Source organism: Streptomyces capillispiralis, from assembly GCF_007829875.1.
Taxonomy (GTDB): Bacteria; Actinomycetota; Actinomycetes; order Streptomycetales; family Streptomycetaceae; genus Streptomyces; species Streptomyces capillispiralis.
Genome location: NZ_VIWV01000001.1, coordinates 7058797 through 7079036 on the forward strand (window position 1 = coordinate 7058797; position 20240 = coordinate 7079036).

Sequence of the window (20240 nt, forward strand, 5' to 3'; positions counted from 1 at the left end):
GGACCGGCCGGCATGACTAACGGTGGATCACGCCGGAGAACGGGACATCAGCGCTGACGAGGGGTCAGCCGCCCGGCCTCCTGCGGAAGGACTCTCAGATGCGCTCTGCCCGCATGGTGCTCGCCACCGCGACGGCTACGGCGGCCCTCGCCATCGCCGCGCCCGCAGCCTACGCCGACCACACGGGTGACGGGGGCCACGACGACTCCTCTTACAGCAAGGAGCACGACGACTCTTCCTACAGCAAGGAGCACGACAAGGACGGCAAGCACGACAAGCCGCACGGCGGAATGCACACGGGCGGCGGGGCGCTGGCCGCCGTGAGCGAGGAGGACTGGGGCACCGCCAAGGACCCCAAGTACGACCCCGAGACCTACAAGGACAAGGGCGACTCCCAGAGCGAGGAGTCCTGGAGCGGCAAGCAGGACAAGGAGTGGAAGCACGAGAAGCCGCGCGGCGGGATGCACACCGGCGGCGGCGGTCTCGCCGAGCCCGGTGTCACCGCGGGCGGACTGGCCGCACTCGCCGTCCTCGGCACCGGCGCGTACGCGCTGCGCCGCAAGAAGGTCTCCGGGAACGTGGCCTGAGCCATGCCCGGCGGCATACCGGTCGGGGCCGTCGTGCGCGCCTCGCGCGTTCCGGCGGCCCCGCTCGCCCCGCCGCCCGCCGTACCCGCTGCCGTGCCCGAATGAGGTGGTTCCCCCGATGCCGGCCAGTCCCCCCACCCCCCTCGCAACCGATCCGGCGTCGCCGATGAGGCGGAGACTGCGCACCGCCATGACGGCGGTCTTCTGGAGCGGGGCCGGCCTGGTGCTGGCCACGACGCTGCTGGGCGGTGCCGAGGACCCGCCCGACGACGCCCACGGACCGCACGCGCCCCCCGCGGTGTCCACCGCGCCGTCCGGCACCGCCGCGAGCGACCCGGCGGCCGGTGAGCCCGCCGGCAAGGCGCCGGCCCGGCCGCTGCCCCGCTCCGAGCCGACCCGGCTCCTGATCCCCGCCATCGACGTCGACGCCCCCTTCACCGATCTCGCCATCAACCGCAAGGGGCAGCTCGAACCGCCGCCGGCCCACGACACCAACCTGGTCGGCTGGCACGCCAAGGGCGTCTCCCCGGGCGAACGCGGTACGTCGATCATCGCCGGGCACGTGGACACGGCGACGTCCCCGGCGGTGTTCGCGCGCCTGGGCGAACTGGAGAAGGGCGACCGCTTCCGGGTGCTGCGCGAGGACGGCAGCAAGGCGACGTTCGTCGTGGACGACACGGAGTCGTTCGAGAAGGACGACTTCCCCGACGCGCGCGTGTACGCCGACACGCCCGACGCCCAGGTCCGGCTCATCACCTGCGCGGGCGACTACGACCGCGCCGCCAGGGACTACACCGAGAACCTGGTGGTCTTCGCCCACCTCGTCTGACCGGCCGGGTGGCTGCCCGGAAGGGGGAGGAACCCTCCGGGCAGCCCGTCCGTCACGCCACGGAGCAGTCCGCGCCGTTGAGACTGAACGCCGTGGGAGCGGGGTTCGCGCCCGTCCGCGTGCCGGTGAAGCCGACGGTGACCGAGCCGGACGCCGGGATCGCCGCGGTGTACGAGGCGGAGGTGACGGTGACGTCGGCACCGCTCTGGGCGGGCGTGCCGCCCCACATGTTCGTGACGCGCTGGTCGGCGGGGAAGGTCCAGCGCAGCGTCCACCCGTTGACCGCCGCCGCCCCGGTGTTGCGCACCGTGATCTCGCCCTGGAAGCCTCCGGGCCACTCGCCGGTCACCCGGTAGCCGACCGCGCAGGCCCCCGTCGTCCCGCCGGACGACGTGGTGACGGTCACCGTGGCCGACCGCCGCGAGCGGTTGCCGGCGGCGTCCCTGGCGTACACGGCGAAGGTGTAGGAGGTGGCCGCGGTGAGGCCGGTGACGGTGGCGGAGGTACCGGTCGTCGTGGTGACGGCGGACTCCGTGCTCCCGCTGATCCGCACCACGTCGTAGCCCGTCACCCCGACCGCGTCGGTGGCGGCGCCCCAGGTGAGGGTCGCGGACGACGCGGTGACCGCCGAGGCGGCCGGGGTGCCCGGGGCGGTCGGGGCCGTGGTGTCGCCGCCGGAACCGGAACCGTAGACCGCGGCCTCCTCGGAGGTGGCGGCGATGCCGTTGGCGCCCTCGAACAGGCGCCGGCCCCAGCTGGTCAGCTGGTTCGGGTCGAAGTTCGTGACCATGTCGAGGTACTCGACCCCGCCGCCGTTGCCGCTCCACGACCAGCCGAGGTAGCCGAGGCGGAGCTGCTGGGTGACGGCCAGGATGGTGTCCTCGTCCGGGTTGCCGTCGGAGTGGTCGTGCCCGAACTCGCCCACCACGATGGGCAGTTTCGCGGCGACGAAGCGGCCGAGGTAGTCGCTGATCTCGGCGGCGGTGTCGAACACCCCGTACATGTGGATGGAGAACACCGTGTTGGCGTCCGGGTCGGCCGCGAACACCGAGGCCGCGTTGTCGCGCATGGTGAACGCCCAGTCCTGGCCCCAGTTGGGGGCGTCGACCATCAGGGTGTGGTCGAAGCCGGCGGAGCGCAGCTTCTGGACGGCCGCCTTGGTGTCGGCCGTCCAGGCGGTGTAGTTGGTGTTGCCGTACGGCTCGTTGCCGATGTTGACGATGACGTAGTCCTCCTGGCCGGCCAGGGCGCTCTGGACGCTGATCCAGTAGTCGGCCGCCCGGGAGAGGGTGGTGGCCCCGCTCTGCTCGCCGTAACCGGTGGTGTCGTGCACCTCCAGGACGCAGATCAGCCGGTTCTGCTTGCACTGCGCGACCACGTTCGCCACGTCCGAGGCGTCGTTGCGGGTCCACCGGTCACCGCTGGACAGCACGACGCGCACGGTGTTGGCGCCCTTGGCCTTGATGTGCGCCAGCGAGCCGATCCGGTCGGCGTACCAGGTGTGCGCGTGGTTGACACCGCGCATCACGAAGTCGTTGCCGGACGCCTCGAGCAGCCGGCCGTTCTCGACGCGGAAACCGGTGGGCGCCGCGTGGGCCGCGGTGGTGAGCGTGAGGAGCGGGAGGAGCAGTCCGAGGAGGGCGGCGACGAGGCCGGCCGCACGGGGGAGGGGACGTTCGGGGAATCTCATGGCGGCTCCAGTGGATGTGGGGGGTCTCGTACGGTGCCGTGCGTCAGGAGGAGGCGGTGACCGCGCAGCCGACGGTCGCGGCCGGGGCGGACGTCGCGGGGGTGGTCGCGATGAGGCCGAAGGCCGTGCTCGCGCCGGGGGCCAGGGTGCCGTTCCAGCCCGCGTCGGTGACGGTGGCCGTGCCGTCGGCGGCCGTCGCGAGGGTGCCGTTCCAGACCTGGGTGACGCGGGCGCCGTCGGCCGGCGCGACCGTCACCCGCCAGCCGGGCAGGGGCGCGGAGGAGGTGTTGCGGACCGTCACCTCGGCCTGGTACCCGCCCTGCCAGCCGGAGACCGCCCGGAAGGACGCGGTGCAGACGAGACCGCCGTCGCCCGGGCCACCGGGACCGCCCGGCACGCCGTCCTCGAGGAGCGCCGCCAGGGCGGGGAACCAGCGGGCGGCGATCTTCGCGTCGCCGGCGGCGTTCGGGTGCACGCCGTCGTAGGTGTCCGTGGCCGTGTCGAAGCCGGTCCACTGGTCGACGACGGTCACCGGCGAGCGGGTGGTACTCGTCGCCGCGGCCCAGGCGGGGATGCGGGCGTTGAGGTCGGCGACGCGCTGCGCGCAGGCGGCGCAGGTGCTGGGGTTCATGGGGATGAGCTGGGCGACGAGGACCCGCATGTCCGGGTTGGACGCCCGCATCCGCGCCACCAGTTCGGTGTACGCGGTGAGGATGCGGTCGGTGGGGACACTGCTCCAGACGTCGTTCGTGCCGAAGTGCATGACAACGATGTCCGGCCGGGTGGCGGCCAGCCGTGCGGGAAGCAGGTCCTGGTCGGCGACGTGGGTGGCCAACTCGCCGCCGTGCCCCTCGTTGTCCCCGTCGTGCGCCACGCCGCAGCCCTGCTCGGGCAGGGTGCCGACGAAGTCGATGTCCATGTGGCCGGCCTCCAGCAGCCGGTTCCACAGCACCGCCCGCCAGCAGCCGGGCGAGCCGGTGATGGAGTCGCCGAGCGGCATGACGCGCACCGGGGTGGCCTCGGGTGCGGCTGCCGCGCCCGGCGCGAGGCCCACGCCGAGGGGGAGGAGCAGGGCGGCCAGCAGGCCGATGAGCGGAAGCGTGCGTAAGCGCAGCAGACGGGTGTCGCGCATGGTTTTCCCTTCCCTGGATGAGGTGGGAGCGCTCCCATGACGGACATCAAGCCACTGTTGTCATTGACGCGTCAAGGGGTGGGACGGCACGCCGTTCCGGGCCCGCAGGGGCGTACGCCCGCGGGGCGCGGCCTCGGCGTGCCGCGCCCCGACGGTCGAACCCGTCGTTCGATCAGGTCAGCCCTTCCGGGGCAGCGCCCGGCGCACCAGCGGCCACGCCAGCAGCAGGACGACGACCGCGTAGACGGTCACCGAGAACGGTGTGTCCACCAGCCCCGCGACGCTGCCGTCGCTGATCTGCAGGGCGCGGCGGAGCTGCTGCTCGGCGGCCGGGCCGAGGATGACCCCGATCACGGCCGGCAGCACCGGCAGTCCGTAGCGCCGCATGCCGAAACCGATCAGACCGATGATCAGCAGGATCACCAGGTCGATCACCTCGCCGCCGACCGCGTACGCGCCCACCGCCGCGAAGAACATGATCCCCGCGTACAGGTACGGCCGCGGGATGCGCAGCAGCTTCGCCCACACCGGCGCCAGCGGCAGGTTCAGGGCGAGCAGCAGCACCATGCCGACGAACAGCGAGGCGATCAGGCCCCACACCAGGTCCGGTTCGCGCTCGAAGAGCAGCGGGCCGGGCTGGATGCCGTACTGCTGGAACGCCGCCAGCATCACCGCCGCGACCGCCGTGGTCGGCAGGCCGAGCGTCAGCATGGACACCAGGGTGCCCGCCGCCGAGGCCGACGCGGCCGACTCCGGGCCCGCGACGCCCTCGATGGCGCCCTTGCCCCACTCGTCCTTGTGCTTCGACAGCCGCTTCTCCGTGACGTACGACAGGAAGGTCGGGATCTCCGCGCCGCCCGCCGGGATGGCCCCGAAGGGGAAGCCGATGAACGGGCCGCGCGCCCAGGACTTCCAGGTGCGCCTCAGATCGGCGCGGCCCAGCCACGGCCGGCCCACCGGGATCGGCTCCGGCGGCCGGCGCCGCAGGTGCGCCGCGACCCACAGGGCCTCGCCGATGGCGAACAGGCCCACCGCGACGATCACCACGTCGATGCCGTCGGCGAGCTGGAGCGAGCCGAAGGTCAGCCGCTGCTGGCCGGTCATCTGGTCCAGGCCCACCAGACCGATCGTCAGACCGATCAGCAGTGAGGCCATGCCCCGGATCCGGGACGAGCCGAGCACGGACGTCACCGCGATGAACGCCAGCACCATGATGGCGAAGTAGTCCGGCGCGCCGATGTCCACCGCCAGGTCGGCCACCGTCGGGGCCAGCGCCACCAGCAGGATCGTGCCGACCATGCCGCCCGCGAAGTGCCCGACGGCGGCCGCCGCGAGCGCCTGGGCGCCGCGCCCGGACTTGGCCATGGGGTTGCCCTCCATGGCCGCGACCACGGCGGCGCTCTCACCGGGCGTGTTCAGCAGGATCGAGGTGGTGGACCCGCCGAACATCGCGCCGTAGTAGATCCCGGCGAACATGATGAACGCGCCGATCGGATCGAGCCCGTACGTCACCGGCAGCAGCAGCGCCACCGCCATCGCAGGGCCGATGCCGGGCAGCACCCCGATCGCCGTGCCGAGCAGCACGCCCACGGCGGCCCACAGCAGGTTGAGCGGGGTCAGGGCCGTACCGAAGCCGTCCATGAGGGAGTTGAGGGCGTTCATGTCACAGCACTCCCATCAGCGGACCGCCGGGCAGCGGCACTCCGAGCAGGTTGTTGAACACGGCGTAGGTGACCAGGGAGAGCACCGCCGCGATCAGCGGATCGCGGTCGAGTCTGCGGCTGCCGAGCGCGTGGGCCGCGCCCCAGAAGAGCAGCGCGCCCGCCACGGGGAAGCCGAGCGGCTCGATGAGCACGGCGGCGCCGAGGAACACCCCGGTCAGCAGCAGCACGGTGCGCCAGTCGGCGGGTTCGGACAGGTCGATGTCCTCGCCGCCCTCCGCCTGGCCCCGGCCGCCGCGCAGTACGTCGACCGCGAGCAGCGCGGCGACGACGAGCAGTCCGCCGCCGACGACGAGCGGCACGGTCCTCGGGCCGACGGGCCCGCGCTGGGCGATGTCGACGTCCATGGTGAGCGCGTCGGTCAGCACCAGCACGCCCAGGGCCAGCAGCAGGACGCAGACGCCGAGTTCGGAGTGGTCGCGCAGCCAGGAGCGCCGTCCGGCGGCGGGCGCCGGGGCGGTGCCGGCGGCCGGGGTGGGGGTCGGTGTCGTCACAGTCCCAGCTCCTTCAGTACCGAGACCACGCGCTTGTCCTCGGCGTCCAGGAACGCGCCGAACTCCTCGCCGGTCAGGAAGGCGTCGTCCCAGCCGTTCCGCTTCATCGACTCGCGCCACTCGTCCGAGTCGTGCAGCGCCTCCACCAGGCGCACGAGCTTGTCGCGCTCGGCCTCGGTGAGGCCGGGCGGGGCGACGATGCCGCGCCAGTTGGTGAAGCTCACGTCGTAGCCGGCCTCCTGGAGCGTGGGTGCGTCGAGCCCGGCGACGCGCCGCGGGCCGGTCACCGCGAGCAGTCGCAGCTCGCCCGACTTGATCTGGTCGAGGTACTCGCCGACACCCGAGACGCCGAAGGCGACCTTGTTGCCGAGGATCGAGGCAAGCAGCTCGCCGCCGCCGTCGAAGGGGATGTAGTTGACCTGCTTCGGCGGGATCCCGGCGGCCTTCGCCATCAGCATCGGCGCGAGGTGGTCGGGCCCGCCGGGGGAGGACCCGCCGCCCACCGGGAGCTTGCCGGGGTTCTCCTTCCAGGCGCCGATCAGGTCGTCGATCGTCTTGTACGGGGAGTCCTTGCCGACCACCACGACGTCCTGCTCCTCGGTGAGCCGGGCGATCGGGGTGGTGTCGGCGAGGGTCTTGGGCGCGTCGTTGGAGCGGACGGCGCCGACCACGCCCAGGCCCATCGACATGGCGAGCTTGCCGTTGCCGTGCTCGCTCACCAGCCGGCTGAGGCCGACGGTGCCGCCGGCACCGGGCAGGTTGAACACCTCGACGGTGTGGGTGAGCCCGGCGTCCTCGGCGTTCTTCGCGGCCGTACGGGCCGTGATGTCGTAGCCGCCGCCGGGCGTGTTGGGAACCATGAAACGCAGGCCCGGGATCTGGGTGCCGCTCTCGGTGCCGCTGCCGGTCGTGAGCAGCGGGGGGCCCACGAGTACGAGCACGGCGGCCCCGAGCAGGGCGAGGGGTGTGCGCAGGCGCACGAATGCCACCACCTGTCGGTCGGTCGTCTGGGATCACGCCAAGCCCTGTGGGGGGAGGGTGACGCGGGCCACATGGTGCCCGCGTACCGCCCGGCTGTCGCCCTTGCGGAAGCAATGGAGGTTGTGTTCATTGCGTCAGCGCACCGCCTCCAGTGGCGTACGTCTCTTTCCCCGGCCGCAGGTGAGGGCCATGATGGCGGCTCCGGCAGTGCCGGGCCCGCCCGTGCGACGCCGTGTCGCGCGGCCGGGGCGGTCGGTCCGTCGGGTGGGCCGGCCGCGGCGGTCGGCCCGCGGGGCGACGGCCGGCCCGTCGCGGGGACGGGCGGCCGGCGCGCCGGACGGGCCGGGGCGGACGGTCCGCCCGCACGGCCGCCGGCCACCTCACCGAAGCGGTGGCGGAAGGAGCGGAAACCGATGACCGGCACGCGGGACGGGCGTCCCACGCCCGCCGACGACGGCACGATCGACGTGCTCGTGGTCGACGACGACTTCAGGGTGGCCCGGGTGCACCGCGCCTACGTCGAACGCCTCGACGTGTTCCGGGTCGTCGGCGTCGCCGGCACGGGCGAGCAGGCGATCGCCGCCGTGGACGAGCTGCGCCCCGATCTCGTGCTGCTCGACCTGTATCTGCCCGATCTCTTCGGCCTCGACGTCATCCCCCGGCTGCGCACCGCCGGGCACGACTGCGACGTGATGGTCATCAGCGCCGCCCGGGAGGCGGACGCGGTGCGCGGGGCCGTCCGGCACGGGGTCGTCGACTATCTGCTGAAGCCGTTCGACTTCGAGGACCTGCGGGGCCGTCTGGAGCGGTACGCCGTCCAGCGCGGCCGGCTGCTCGACACGGTCGTCCGCGGTCAGGCGGACGTCGACCGGGTGCTGGCGGGGGCGGGGGCGGCGGTGGCCGTGTCCCCGGTGCTGCCCAAGGGGATGAGCGCGGAGACCGCGGGGCTGATCGAGCGCACCCTGCGCGCGGCCGGCGGCACGCTGTCGGCCACCGAGTGCGCCGGGCTCACCGGGGTGTCCCGGGTCAGCGCCCGCCGTTACCTGGAGCACTTCCACACCGTCGGCAGCGTGGAGGTGTCGCTGCGGTACGGGGCGACGGGACGGCCGGAGCGGCGGTACCGGCTGCTGGGGCCGGGGAGCGCGGGGGTGGCCGGTGGGCGCACCGGCGGGCTCCGGCCGGGGGGTGCGGCGCGGGCGTAGGGGTGGGTGCGGGGCTGATCTGCGCGGCGGGGGCGGGTCGGGTGAGGTGCGGCCGGGCGGGGCGGGGCGGGGCGGGGCGGGGCGGTTGTGCCCGGGTCCCGGCCGCGGCGGTTGCGGTGCCCGGGTCCCGGCCGGGGCGGTGGGGGTTGTCCAGGGGTGGGGGCGGCCCTAGGGTCGTCGGTCGGGGGAAAGCGCTTTCCCCCTCGCCTCTACCGTCTCCAAGGAGCGCCGCATGTCCTTGCCCCCCGTCCGCCGTCGCGTCGCCGTCGTCGGCACCGGCGCCATCGTCACCGGCGGCCATCTGCCCGCGTTGCGCGCCCACGCCGACCGCACCGAGCTGGTCGCCGCCGTCGACGTGGACCAGGGCCGGCTCGACGCCTTCCGCGCGGAGGCCGGGGAGCGGGTCGCCGGGTTCACCTCGATGAGCGCGATGCTGGACGCCGTACGCCCGGACCTGGTGCTGATCGGGACCCCGCCGTCGCTCCACCGCGAGCAGACGGTGGCCGCGCTCGGGGCGGGCGCCTGGGTGCTGTGCGAGAAGCCGCTGTGCCTCTCCCTCGCCGAGTACGACGAGATCGCCGCCGCCGAGGAGGCGTCGGGCGCGTACGCGTCCGTCGTCTTCCAGCACCGCTACGGCTCCGGTGCCGCGCACGCGCGCGAGCTGATCGCGCGCGGGGAGCTGGGCGCGCCGCTGGTCGCGCACTGCCAGACCACCTGGCACCGGGACGCCGCCTACTACTCCGTGCCCTGGCGCGGACGGTGGGCGACCGAGGGCGGCGGGCCCACCATGGGGCACGGCATCCACCAGTACGACCTGCTGCTGCACCTGCTCGGCGAGTGGGAGGAGATACGGGCCATGGCGGCACGGCTCGTCCACGACACCGAGAGCGAGGACGTCTCCACCGCCCTGGTCCGCTTCCGCAACGGCGCGCTCGCGACCGTCGTCAACAGCGTGCTCTCGCCGGACGAGGTGAGCCGGATCCGGGTCGACTGCGCCGACGCCACCGTCGAACTCACCCACCTCTACGGTCATGTCAACGACGACTGGACCTACACCCCGGCCCGGCACGTCCCCGCCGAGCGCGCCGCCGCCTGGCGCGCGCCCGCGCACGACGTGCCCAGTTCCCACACCGCGCAGCTCGACGCGCTCCTCGACGCCCACGACGCCGGCCGGCGGCCTCCGGGCAGCGGACGGGAGGCGCGGGGCACGCTGGAGTTCGCCGCGGCGCTCTACAAGGCGGCGTTCACCGGCCGACCGGTCCGCGCGGGCGAGATCGTGCCCGGCGACCCCTTCCACGAGGCCATGCACGGTGGCCGTACCGACTGGGCATCCAAGGAGCGGGCATGAACAGCCGTGGCATCGGCGTGACCCACACGCACGGTGAGGCCGTCACCGTGACCGCCGCGGGCGGTACGGAGATCCTCCGGTACGTCTACCGCCCGGACCCCGAGCGGTTCGAGTCCCGCAAGCCGTACGCCCATCCGGTGCGCACGCTCGGCGGGCGCACGGTGACCGGGTACCGCCCGAGCGACCACCGGTGGCACAAGGGACTGCAGATGACGGCCAGTCATCTGTCGGGGCAGAACTTCTGGGGCGGCAACTCGTATGTGCACGGCCGGGGTTACCTCCCGCTGCCGGAACGCGTCGGCTCGATGCGGCACGACGGGTTCTCCGCCTTCACGGTTCGGGACGACCGCTGCGACCTCACCGAGGACCTCACCTGGGTGGAGAACGGCGGCGCCGAGTGGGCGCGGGAGGAACGCGGGCTGAGCGTCCACTCGGTCGACGAGGAGGCCGGCGCGTGGGTGCTGGACTGGTCGATCCGGCTCACCAACCTCCGTGACTCCGCGCTGCGGTTCGGCTCGCCGACCACCGCCGGACGGGAGATGGCCGGTTACACCGGGCTCCAGTGGCGCGGCCCGCGCGACTTCACCGGGGGGACGGTCTTCACCCCCGACTCCGACGCCGACGCCGGTGCCGGCCGGCTCATGGGTACGCAGGGTCCCTGGCTCGCCTTCAGCGCCGAACACGACGAGTACGACGGCCACTCCACGCTCGTCTTCGCCCACGCGCCGGAGAACCTGGACGAGGCGGGCGCCATCCACCCCTCGCACTGGTTCGTGCGCGCGGAGCCGATTCCGTCGGTGGCGTTCTCCTGGGCGTTCTTCGAGGAGTTCGCGCTGCCGCCGGGGGAGTCGTTCGCCTACCGGTACCGGATCGTGGTCGCGGACGGGGCGTGGGACCGGGAGCGGGTGGGGGCGCATCTGGACGGGCTGCCCTGGTGAGCGGGCCCGTGCCGCCGCCTGCCGCGCCGCTGCCCGGCGCCGTCGGGCTGTCGCACCTCAGCGCGTACGACTGGGAGGCCGCCGACGGGGTGTGCGGGGGCAGCCCGCACCTGCATCTGGTGTGCACGGAGGCGTACGTCGTCACCGGCGGCCGGGGTGCCGTGCAGACGCTGAGCCCCGACGGCTACCGGGACACGCCGCTGGAGCCGGGGACGGTGGCGTGGTTCACCCCGGGGACCGTGCACCGGATGGTCCAGGGCGGTGACCTGCGGGTCACGGTGCTGATGCAGAACAGCGGCCTTCCCGAGGCCGGGGACGCGGTGTTCACCTTCCCCACCGAGGTGCTGGCCGACCCGGACCGCTACGCCGGCGCCGCGACGCTCCCGGCCGGTGCGGGGGCGGAGGCGGCGGCGCGGCGCCGGCGGGACCTCGCGGTCGAGGGGTACCTCGTGCTGCGGGAGGCGCTCGTCGCGGGGGACGCGGGGCCCTACCGCGCGTTCCAGCGTGCGGCTGCCCTGCTGGTGCGGGAACGGGTGCCGCTGTGGCGCGAGTTGTGGCGGGCCGGTGCGCTGGCCGCCGCCGAGCGCACGGGTGCGCAGCTGGACGCGCTGGCGGCCGGTGACGCCGCCCACCTCGGTGCGGCGTCGGCGTACCGGGCCGAACCCAGCCGGCGGGGCGGGTACGGCATGTGCGGACGGCGGGACGAGTACGCGCTGCCGGGGGTCACGGTGCCGTACGGGGGCGGGTGACGTTCGCGCCGTGCGCCGCCGGTGGGCGGGGCGGGGCCGGGGCGGGGGTTCCCGTCCTCGGTCCGGCGCGGAACCGGCCGCCCGGTGAGGTGAGGGGGCGGACGCGCCGGCCGCTGCGGGCGGGCACTCCCGCCCCGTCACCTCCGCGCCGTACGAGGATCGGCGGCGTCGTCGGCCGGGGGCGGTGCGCCGTCGTTGTTCCTGCGGTCAGGGGCGTCGGGGGATGCGGATGCCGCCGCGGGTGTACGAGGCCGGCAGGCGGGCCGTCGCCACGGCGAGGGCGGTCGCGGCGCTGGCGATCCCCAGGACCGCACCGGCCGCCACGTCCCCCGGGTAGTGCACGCCCGTGTGGACGCGCGAGTAGGCGACCGCCCCCGCCAGCGCTCCCAGGGGGACCGACGCGGCGGGCAGGACCGTACCGACCGCCGTGGCGAACGCCACCGCCGACGCGGTGTGCCCGGAGGGGAAGGACGCCGACGTCGGCATCGGCACGTGCCGGTCCACGGTGACCCGGGCCGCCTCGCGGTCCGGACGGGCCCTGCGGACCAGGCGCTTGCCCAGCAGGTTCGCCGACGCCGAGGCCACGGCGATGGCGCCGACCCCGACGAGCGCCGCCCGGCGCGGCCGTGCCCCGCTCAGCGCCAGGAGGCCGGCGATCGTGAACGAGATCTTGGAGTGGTCGGCCGTGTGGGAGAGCCGGCGCAGGGCCCGGTCCAGGGTCGGGGTGGGCGTGGCGGCGACCGCCGCGTACAGGGCGCCGTCCACGGCCCTGAGGTCGCCGAGCACGGCGGAGGCGACTCTGCGCAGTCCGTCGGCGGGCGGTACGGGCCGGGTGAGCGGACGGGTGACGTCCTGGTCGGCGGTGGGCGGCTCGCTCATCTGTCTCTCCCGCGGTGACTTCGTGGAGTGGCGTCCCGCGCGCTGAGGCGGGAATTCACCAGGTGCCCACGGTACGCATGATCCACACGGGAGAACCGGCCGCCCCGGTGGGAGCTGATTGCGGGGCATGTGGGTTTATACCCCCGCCCGTATGTGTGGCGGGGGGTTGTCCGGCTTGACTGAGTACCCCTGGGGGGTATTGTGAGCTGTGTCGATGGCTTTTCGTGAGTCACAGGTACCGTTTTCTGGGAGAGACGGCCATGCATACCGGACTGAAGATCACCGCGTTCGCCGCCGCGCTGGCCGCCACCTTCGGCACGGCCTACGGGATCGGTCAGGGGCTCGACCCGGTCGTCGCGGACCGGGCGCCGGAGTCGCACGCCTCCTCCTCGCCGGCGCGGGAGCGCGGTGGGGACGCCGTCGGCGGGCTCCGGATCTCCGAGCGCGGGTACACCCTCGATCTGAGGACCCCGCGCGTCGCCGCAGGGCAGCCCGCCGACCTGCGCTTCACGGTCCGGGACACGAGCGGCCGGCCCGTCACCGAGTTCCGTCGGGAGCACGATAAGGAGCTGCATCTGATCGTGGCTTCGCGCGACCTGCGCACCTACCGCCATCTGCACCCCGTCCGCGCCGCCGACGGCACCTGGAGCACCCCCGTCGAACTGCCCCACGCGGGCGGCTACCGGGTCTTCGCCGACTTCACTCCCGAGGCCGAGGGCGCACGGAACCTCACCCTCGGCGCCGACCTCGCCGTCTCCGGGTCCTACCACCCCCAGGAGCTGCCGCGAGCCGCCGCCACGGCCCGCGTCGACGGCTACGAGGTCGAGCTGACCGGAGGGCTGCGCCCGGGCCGGTCGAGCGAACTGCGGCTGACCGTCTCCCGCGACGGAGCACCGGTCACCGACCTCGAACCGCACCTCGGCGCCTACGGCCATCTGGTCGCCCTGCGCTCCGGAGACCTCGCCTACCTGCACGTCCACCCGCACGGCGAACCCGGCGACGGCACGACCCCCTCCGGGCCGGAGGTCTCCTTCACGGCCACGGCCCCCAGCGGCGGCAGCTACCGGCTGTTCCTCGACTTCAAGCACGGCGGAGTCGTCCGCACCGCGGCCTTCACGGTCCCGGCCGGGCAGAGCGCCGGAGCGCCGGAGCACGCCGAGGACGGTCACGGCCACTGAGCGTCAGCCGAGGGCCCGGTCCAGGTTGAACGCGGCGCTGATCAGCGCGAGATGGGTGAACGCCTGCGGGAAGTTGCCCTGTTGCTCCCCGGTGTGGCTGATCTCCTCGGCGTACAGGCCGAGATGGTTGCCGTACGTCAGCATCTTCTCGAAGGCCAGGGACGCCTCGTCGAGCCGTCCGGCCCGGGTCAGCGCCTCGACGTACCAGAACGAGCAGATGGAGAACGTGCCCTCGTCGCCGTTCAGCCCGTCGGGGCTCGTCTGCGGGTCGTAGCGGTAGACCAGTGAGTCGGACACCAGGTCCTCGGTGAGGGAGTCCAGCGTGGACAGCCACTTGGGGTCCCTCGGCGCGATGAACTTCGACAGCGGCATCATCAGGACGGCCGCGTCCAGGACGTCTCCGTCCTCGTGCTGGACGAAGGCCCGCCGTGACGCGGACCAGCCGTGGCTCATGATCCGCCGGTACACGGCGTCACGGCTCGCCTGCCAGCGGGGGAGATCGGCGGGCAGGCCGCGCCGGTTGGCCATCCGGACGGCCCGCTCGATCGCCACCCAGCACATCAGCCGCGAGTACAGGAAGTTCTTCCGCCCGCCGCGCGTCTCCCAGATGCCCTCGTCGGGCTGGTCCCAGTGCGCGCACACCCAGTCCACCAGCGCCGTCACATGGTCCCACTGCTCGCTGGAGACGGGCTCGGCCCACTTGTCGTACAGGTAGACGGAGTCGATCAGCGCCCCGTAGACATCGAGTTGGAGCTGGTCGGCGGCGGCGTTGCCGATGCGGACCGGTGCCGAGCCCCGATGGCCCGCCAGGTGGCCGAGTTCGCGCTCGGGCAGCTCGGTGCGGCCGTCGATGCCGTACATGATCTGCAGGGGGCCGGACGGACTGCCGTCGCCGGGGCTGATGTGCTGGGAGACGAACCCCATGAACGCCTCGGCCTCCTCGGTGAAGCCCAGCCGCAGCAGCGCGTACACGCAGAACGCCGCGTCGCGCACCCACACGTACCGGTAGTCCCAGTTGCGCTCCCCGCCCAGCTCCTCGGGCAGGCTGGTCGTCGGCGCCGCCACGATCGCCCCGGTCGGCGCGTAGGTGAGCAGCTTCAGGGTGAGCGCGGAGCGGTGCACCATCTCCCGCCAGCGGCCCCGGTAGCGGGAGGAGGACAGCCAGCGCCGCCAGTACGCCACCGTCGCGGCGAACTGCCGCTCCGCCTCCCCGCACTCGCACCGGTCGGGCGCCACCTCGCCGCCGACCCGGTCCAGGGCCAGCACCGCCGTCTCGCCCTCGGCCAGCTTGAAATCGGCCCGCACATCCGTCCCGTCGGCCTCCAGCGGGACGGTCGAGGTGAGCGCGAGCGACAGGTCGGGGGAGTCGAAGACGGCGAGGTCGCCGGTCAGCCGCAGGGTGTGCGGCACGGCGCCGTACCCGAACCGCGGCGCCACCCGCGTCCGGAACCGCAGCGAGCCGCGCACGCACAGCACCCGCCGGATCAGCCGGTGCCGGTCCTCCTCGGCCGGCCCGTCGGCGACCGGCATGAAGTCCTGCACCTCGCCGACCCCGTCCTCGGTGTAGAACCGGGTGATCAGGACGTTGGTGTCGGGGAAGTAGAACTGCTTGGTGCGGGCCCGCACGGCGGCCGCCAGCTCGAAGCAGCCGCCCCGCTCGGCATCCAGGATCGCGGCGAAGACGCTCGGCGCGTCGAACGACGGGCAGCAGTACCAGTCGATGGTGCCGTCGGTGCCCACCAGGGCCACGCTGCGCATGTCACCGATGAGCCCGTGGTCGGCGATCGGCACGTACCCGCGCGTCGCGGACCCGTCCCGCTCCTTGGCCGTCCCGTCCATCGCAGCCTCCCTGGCCCGGCACGCCTCACCTGCCAGCTTAAGGGGGGTTTGCCCGGATCGTGCCGGGGGTCGCTCCCGCACGATCCGGGCGGGTCCGGCCGCACCGGTTCACACCGTGACGACCCGCAGGCCCTCCTCCTCGAACCGGCGCACCTCGTCCGGGTCCGCCGCCGAGTCCGTGACCAGGATGTCCACCGAGCCGGCCGCGCAGATCCGGGCGAACGCCCGCCTGCCCAGCTTGCTGGAGTCGGCCGCCACGACCACCCGCTCGGCCCGCTCGCACAGCAGCCGGTTGACCGCCGCCTCCGCCTCGTCATGGGCGGCCGCGCCGTGTGCGGCGTCGAAGGCGACGACACCCAGCACCGCCACATCGAGGGTGATCTGCCCCAGCACCCCGTCCGCGAGCGGCCCGACCAGCTCGTACGACTGGGCCCGCGCCACCCCGCCGGTCAGCACGATCTTGAACTGGGGCCGTACGGCCAGCTCGTTGGCGATGTTCAGCGCGTTCGTCACCACGGTCAGCGCCGGCGACCCGGAGGCGAGATCACCGCGCACGGCCAGCGCCCGCGCCACCTCCGTCGTGGTCGTACCGCCGGTCAGCCCGACCGCCTCGCCCGGCGCGACGAGCTCCGCCACCGCCTTGGCGATCCGCTGCTTCCGCGAGGCGTGCCGCGCGGTCTTGTAGCGCAGCGGCAGCTCGTACGACACCCCGTGCACCACCGCGCCGCCCCGGGTGCGCACCAGCATCTGCTGCTCGGCCAGCTGGTCGAAGTCGCGCCGGATCGTCGCCGCCGACACCGCCAGCTCCCCGGCCGCCTCCTCGACGTCCAGCCGGCCGCGCTCGACCAGCAGCTCCAGCAGCGCCTTCCAGCGGGCGTCCCGCGACATCCGCCCCTCCCGTCCCCGGCCTCGTCTCGCACTCTCCGGTGACCCTAACGCACCCGATTCCCCGCACGATGCTTGATTCTGCTCGAAAGCTGGCTCTATCTTGCAGGAACAATCACCGAGCGGTCAGGGGTGCGGCATGACGCATGTCGAGGACGAGCTGAACAGCCAGCCCGAGTGCTGGCGGCGCGCCGCCGCGCAGGCCGCGGCCCACGCCCCGGTCCTGCCGGTGGCGGGGGAACGGGTCGCGGTGGTCGGCTGCGGCACGTCGTACTTCATGGCGCAGGCCGTCGCCGCCCTGCGCGAGGGCGCGGGCCAGGGCGAGACCGACGCCTTCGCCGCCTCCGAGTTCCCGCACGGACGGGCCTACGACCACGTGGTCGCCCTCACCCGCTCTGGCACCACGACCGAAGTCCTGGACCTGCTCGGCCGGTTGACCGGCGGCATTCGCACCACGGCGGTCACCGCCGACCCGGACACCCCGGTGATGTCGCTCGCCGACGGGACCGTCGTCCTCGACTACGCGGACGAACGCTCCGTCGTCCAGACCCGGTTCGCCACCACGGCCCTCACCCTGCTCCGCGCCCACCTGGGCCTGCACACCGCGGCGGTCGAGGAGGACGGGCGCACGGCCCTGGAGACGCCGCCGCCCGAAGGGCTCGTGGACTGCTCCCAGTTCACCTTTCTCGGGCGCGGCTGGAGCGTCGGACTGGCCAACGAGGCCGGGCTGAAGATGCGCGAGGCCGCGCTCGCCTGGACGGAGGCCTACCCGGCGATGGAGTACCGGCACGGCCCCATCAGCGTCACCACACGGGGGACGGCCACATGGATGCTCGGCACGGCCCCCGACGGGCTGGCCGACCAGGTCCGCGCGACCGGCGGACTGTGGATCGAGGGCGGCCTCGACCCGCTCGCCGAACTCGTCCGCGTCCAGCGGCTCGCGGTCGCCGTCGCCGCCGCCCGCGGCCTGGACCCCGACCGGCCCCGGCACCTCACCCGCTCGGTCGTCCTCGCGCCCTGACCCGTCGGAAAGGACCGGCCGTGCCCCTCACCACCACCGGCGAACTCGTCGCCCGCGCCGCCGCGCACCGCTCGGCGGTCGCCTCCTTCAACATCATCACCCTCGAACACGTCGAGGCCGTCGTCGCCGGCGCCGAGTCGGTGAACGCCCCCGTCGTGCTCCAGGTCAGCGAGAACGCCGTCAGGTTCCGCCACGGCCGCCTGCTCCCGCTCGCCCGCGCCGCCGTCGCCGCCGCCGAACAGGCCGGCGTCCCGGTCGCGCTGCACCTCGACCACGTGCGCAGCGACGCCCTGCTGCGGCAGGCACCGGACGCCGGCTTCGGCTCGGTGATGTACGACGCGGCCCGGCTGCCGTACGCCGACAACCTCGCCGCGACCCGGGCCGCCGTCGACTGGGCCCACGCCCAGGGGCTGTGGATCGAGGCCGAGCTGGGCGAGATCGGCGGCAAGGACGGACAGGGCGCGCTGGACGCCCACGCCCCCGGCGCCCGCACCGACCCCGCTCAGGCCCGCGCGTTCGTCGCTGACTCCGGCGTGGACGCGCTGGCCGTCGCCATCGGCACCACCCATGCCATGACCACCCGTACCGCCACCCTCGACCACGGACTCCTCAAGCGGCTGACCGCCGCCCTGGACGTGCCCCTCGTGCTGCACGGTTCCTCCGGTCTGCCCGACGACGAACTCGCCGCGGCGGTCACCGGCGGGATCACCAAGGTCAACGTCGGGACCGCCCTCAACCTCGCCATGACGGGCGCGATCCGGCAGTTCCTCACCGACCACCCCGAGGCGGTCGACTCCCGCAGCTACCTCACGGCGGGCCGGGACGCGATGACCCGGGCGGTCGCGGAGATCATCCGGACCCTGGGCCCGGTCCCCGCGGCTACCGCTTGACGGCCCTCAGCACCACGAACTTCGGGTCGGACGCCACGACCTCGCTGTTGCCGAACAGCCGCCGCAGCTTCACGTGGTACCCGAGGTGCCGGTTGCCGACCACCCACAGCTCGCCGCCCGGACGCAGGGTGCGGCGGGCGCCGGTGAACATGCGCCAGGCGGTGGCGTCCGAGGTCGCCTGGTGGGAGTGGAAGGGCGGGTTGTTCAGCACCAGGCCGGCACTGCCGGCCGGCACGCCCGCCAGGCCGTCACCGACCCGGAACCCGGCCCGCCCGGACAGCCCGTTCGCCCGGTACGTGGCCTCGGCGGACGCCACGGCCTGGAAGGACTCGTCCACGAACAGCACCTCGGCCGCCGGGTCGGCCAGTGCCATCGCCGTACCGACCACACCGTTGCCGCAGCCCAGGTCCACGATCAGGTCACCGTCCTTCGCGGCCGGCAGGTGCCGCAGGAAGAACCGGGTGCCGATGTCGAGGTGGTCGGCGCTGAACACCCCCGCGTGGTTGACGACGGTCCGCCCGGAGACGGGACCGACGTCGTCGGGCAGCGCGTAGCGGTACGGCCAGGGATTGGCGGGACGCTTCAGCGCGGGGTCCGGTGTGCAGAAGACCAGGCGCGCCTTCTGCTCGGCGAGCGAGGTGCGGGTCGGGCCGAGGATCCGCTCGAACAGCCTCAGCGTCGAGGTGTGGATCTCCTTCACCATGCCCGTGCCGACGACGACCGTGTCCGCGTGCACGGCGGGCGCCAGCCGCAGCAACTGGTCCTCCAGCAGCGCCAGGCTCTTCGGCACCCGCACGAGCAGGACGTCGATCCGCTCCGGCGGCGGGTCCTGCGTGGTGAGCAGCCGGACGCCGTCCGGCCCGGCGCCGTTGCGGGCCAGGTTGGCGCGGGTCGCCTCCTGGCCGAGCCAGGAGTCGGTGATCTGCACGGGCCGGTGCTCCGCGAGCGCCGTGACCAGCGCGCCCCAGCGGTCGCCGACGACCACGACCGTCCCCGAGAGCGGCACCGGCCGCTCGGCGAGATGCCTCAGCAGATACGCGTCGGAGGCGTCCCAGGCGCGCAGCCGGTCGCGCGGATCCTCGGGGAACCGGGCCAGCGCGAGCTCGCCCCACGGAGTCGTCATACGGTCGTTCATCGTGCTGCCAGGCTAGCCGAGCCCCGGCTCGGGCTCCGTCCGGCAGGATGGGATGCATGGACGCCGAGCTGTTCCCCAGGGCACGGGAGGAGATCGCGCCCGGCGCGGTGCACGTGCCGGACTGGCTGGACGCGCGCGAGCAGCGCGCCCTGCTCGACGCCTGCCGGGAGTGGGCCGGGCCGCCCGCCGGACTGCGCACCGTCCGCACGCCCGGCGGCGGCACCATGACCGCCCGGCAGGTCTGCCTCGGCCGGCACTGGTACCCGTACGGCTACGCCCGCACCGCCGTCGACGGCGACGGCGCGCCGGTGAAGCCCTTCCCCTCCTGGCTCGGCGCGCTGGCCCGCCGCGCGGTGACCGACGCGCTGGGAGAAGCCTCCGTGCCCGCGGCGGCGTACGACGTCGCGCTCGTCAACTTCTACGACGGCGACGCCCGCATGGGCATGCACCGCGACAGCGACGAGAAGGCGGACGCGCCGGTGGTGTCGCTGAGCCTCGGGGACACGTGCGTGTTCCGCTTCGGCAACACCCGGACCAGGACCCGGCCCTGGACGGACGTCGAGCTGCGCAGCGGCGACCTGTTCGTCTTCGGCGGCCCCTCCCGGTGGGCGTACCACGGCGTCCCCCGCGTCCTCGCGGGCACGTCACCGGCCGGGTCGGGACTGGCCGGGCGGCTCAACATCACGCTGCGGGTCAGCGGGCTGCCGGGCCGCTGACGTGTGTCACGCCCGAGCGGCCGGGT

General features: G+C 73.9%; 19 protein-coding genes. 10 read left to right on the top strand and 9 right to left on the bottom strand.

Features of this window, described 5'->3' with window-relative positions:
- Nucleotides 1–98: 98 nt before the first annotated feature.
- Both FHX78_RS31100 and FHX78_RS31105 read left to right on the top strand, forming a co-directional pair.
- The gene (locus tag FHX78_RS31100; protein WP_145870714.1) at nucleotides 99–587 is read left to right on the top strand and encodes a hypothetical protein; all 489 of its coding nucleotides are present in this window, start codon (nucleotides 99–101) and stop codon (nucleotides 585–587) included.
- 166 nt (nucleotides 588–753) lie between these two features.
- Nucleotides 754–1416, top strand: a complete 663-nt coding sequence (locus FHX78_RS31105) for a class F sortase (RefSeq protein WP_244403712.1) — start codon at nucleotides 754–756, stop codon at nucleotides 1414–1416.
- Between the two features lie 52 nt (nucleotides 1417–1468).
- Here FHX78_RS31105 and FHX78_RS31110 read toward each other — a convergent pair whose 3' ends face one another.
- The 5 genes from FHX78_RS31110 to FHX78_RS31130 form a co-directional block, all read right to left on the bottom strand.
- The gene (locus tag FHX78_RS31110) at nucleotides 1469–3106 is read right to left on the bottom strand and encodes a cellulase family glycosylhydrolase (protein ID WP_145870715.1); all 1638 of its coding nucleotides are present in this window, start codon (nucleotides 3104–3106) and stop codon (nucleotides 1469–1471) included.
- Between the two features lie 43 nt (nucleotides 3107–3149).
- Nucleotides 3150–4238 carry a GDSL-type esterase/lipase family protein gene (locus tag FHX78_RS31115; RefSeq protein ID WP_145870716.1) on the bottom strand — a complete coding sequence of 363 codons (1089 nt, stop codon included), beginning with the start codon at nucleotides 4236–4238 and terminating at the stop codon, nucleotides 3150–3152.
- A gap of 177 nt (nucleotides 4239–4415) precedes the next feature.
- Entirely contained in the window at nucleotides 4416–5900 is a 1485-nt protein-coding gene (locus FHX78_RS31120; RefSeq protein WP_145870717.1) for a tripartite tricarboxylate transporter permease, read from the bottom strand.
- A 1-nt stretch (nucleotide 5901) separates the two neighbouring features.
- Nucleotides 5902–6453 (bottom strand): tripartite tricarboxylate transporter TctB family protein, encoded by a 552-nt coding sequence (locus FHX78_RS31125; RefSeq protein WP_145870718.1) that lies wholly within the window; start codon nucleotides 6451–6453, stop codon nucleotides 5902–5904.
- Nucleotides 6450–7433: a Bug family tripartite tricarboxylate transporter substrate binding protein gene (locus FHX78_RS31130; protein WP_167532005.1), complete on the bottom strand. Its 984-nt coding sequence runs from the start codon at nucleotides 7431–7433 to the stop codon at nucleotides 6450–6452. Before FHX78_RS31130 ends, FHX78_RS31125 begins: the two co-directional genes overlap by 4 nt.
- A gap of 414 nt (nucleotides 7434–7847) precedes the next feature.
- On the opposite strand from FHX78_RS31130, the gene FHX78_RS31135 reads away from it, so the two are divergent.
- From FHX78_RS31135 to FHX78_RS31150, 4 genes are all read left to right on the top strand, one after another.
- A complete protein-coding gene (locus FHX78_RS31135; RefSeq protein ID WP_145870720.1) occupies nucleotides 7848–8636 on the top strand; it encodes a response regulator in 789 nt (262 codons plus the stop codon).
- Nucleotides 8637–8868: 232 nt separating this feature from the next.
- Nucleotides 8869–9984, top strand: coding sequence for a Gfo/Idh/MocA family protein (locus tag FHX78_RS31140; protein WP_145870721.1), 1116 nt, complete (start codon nucleotides 8869–8871; stop codon nucleotides 9982–9984).
- Nucleotides 9981–10922, top strand: coding sequence for a DUF6807 domain-containing protein (locus tag FHX78_RS31145; RefSeq protein WP_145870722.1), 942 nt, complete (start codon nucleotides 9981–9983; stop codon nucleotides 10920–10922). Before FHX78_RS31140 ends, FHX78_RS31145 begins: the two co-directional genes overlap by 4 nt.
- Entirely contained in the window at nucleotides 10916–11671 is a 756-nt protein-coding gene (locus FHX78_RS31150) for a cupin domain-containing protein (protein WP_145872230.1), read from the top strand. The genes FHX78_RS31145 and FHX78_RS31150 overlap by 7 nt, the downstream gene beginning before the upstream one ends.
- Before the next feature lie 207 nt (nucleotides 11672–11878).
- On the opposite strand, the gene FHX78_RS31155 is transcribed toward FHX78_RS31150, so the two are convergent.
- Complete coding sequence (locus tag FHX78_RS31155; RefSeq protein WP_145870723.1) at nucleotides 11879–12550, bottom strand: phosphatase PAP2 family protein; 672 nt, start codon at nucleotides 12548–12550, stop codon at nucleotides 11879–11881.
- Nucleotides 12551–12810: 260 nt separating this feature from the next.
- Between FHX78_RS31155 and FHX78_RS31160 the strand changes: the two genes are divergently transcribed.
- Nucleotides 12811–13728: a hypothetical protein gene (locus FHX78_RS31160; RefSeq protein ID WP_145870724.1), complete on the top strand. Its 918-nt coding sequence runs from the start codon at nucleotides 12811–12813 to the stop codon at nucleotides 13726–13728.
- Between the two features lie 3 nt (nucleotides 13729–13731).
- Here the strand turns inward: FHX78_RS31160 and FHX78_RS31165 are convergent, their stop codons facing one another.
- Together FHX78_RS31165 and FHX78_RS31170 are read right to left on the bottom strand one after the other, a co-directional pair.
- Entirely contained in the window at nucleotides 13732–15567 is a 1836-nt protein-coding gene (locus FHX78_RS31165) for a glycoside hydrolase family 15 protein (RefSeq protein WP_145870725.1), read from the bottom strand.
- Between the two features lie 108 nt (nucleotides 15568–15675).
- Complete coding sequence (locus FHX78_RS31170; protein WP_145870726.1) at nucleotides 15676–16455, bottom strand: DeoR/GlpR family DNA-binding transcription regulator; 780 nt, start codon at nucleotides 16453–16455, stop codon at nucleotides 15676–15678.
- Between the two features lie 136 nt (nucleotides 16456–16591).
- On the opposite strand from FHX78_RS31170, the gene FHX78_RS31175 reads away from it, so the two are divergent.
- On the top strand, nucleotides 16592–17473 hold the full coding sequence (locus FHX78_RS31175; RefSeq protein WP_145870727.1) for an SIS domain-containing protein: 882 nt from the start codon (nucleotides 16592–16594) through the stop codon (nucleotides 17471–17473).
- 20 nt (nucleotides 17474–17493) lie between these two features.
- Nucleotides 17494–18363 (top strand): class II fructose-bisphosphate aldolase, encoded by an 870-nt coding sequence (locus FHX78_RS31180; RefSeq protein WP_145870728.1) that lies wholly within the window; start codon nucleotides 17494–17496, stop codon nucleotides 18361–18363.
- On the opposite strand, the gene FHX78_RS31185 is transcribed toward FHX78_RS31180, so the two are convergent.
- The gene (locus FHX78_RS31185) at nucleotides 18353–19498 is read right to left on the bottom strand and encodes a methyltransferase (RefSeq protein WP_189908637.1); all 1146 of its coding nucleotides are present in this window, start codon (nucleotides 19496–19498) and stop codon (nucleotides 18353–18355) included. The two genes, FHX78_RS31180 and FHX78_RS31185, sit on opposite strands and share 11 nt — an antisense overlap.
- Nucleotides 19499–19554: 56 nt before the next feature.
- On the opposite strand from FHX78_RS31185, the gene FHX78_RS31190 reads away from it, so the two are divergent.
- The gene (locus FHX78_RS31190; RefSeq protein WP_145870729.1) at nucleotides 19555–20214 is read left to right on the top strand and encodes an alpha-ketoglutarate-dependent dioxygenase AlkB family protein; all 660 of its coding nucleotides are present in this window, start codon (nucleotides 19555–19557) and stop codon (nucleotides 20212–20214) included.
- The last annotated feature ends 26 nt before the right edge of the window (nucleotides 20215–20240 follow it).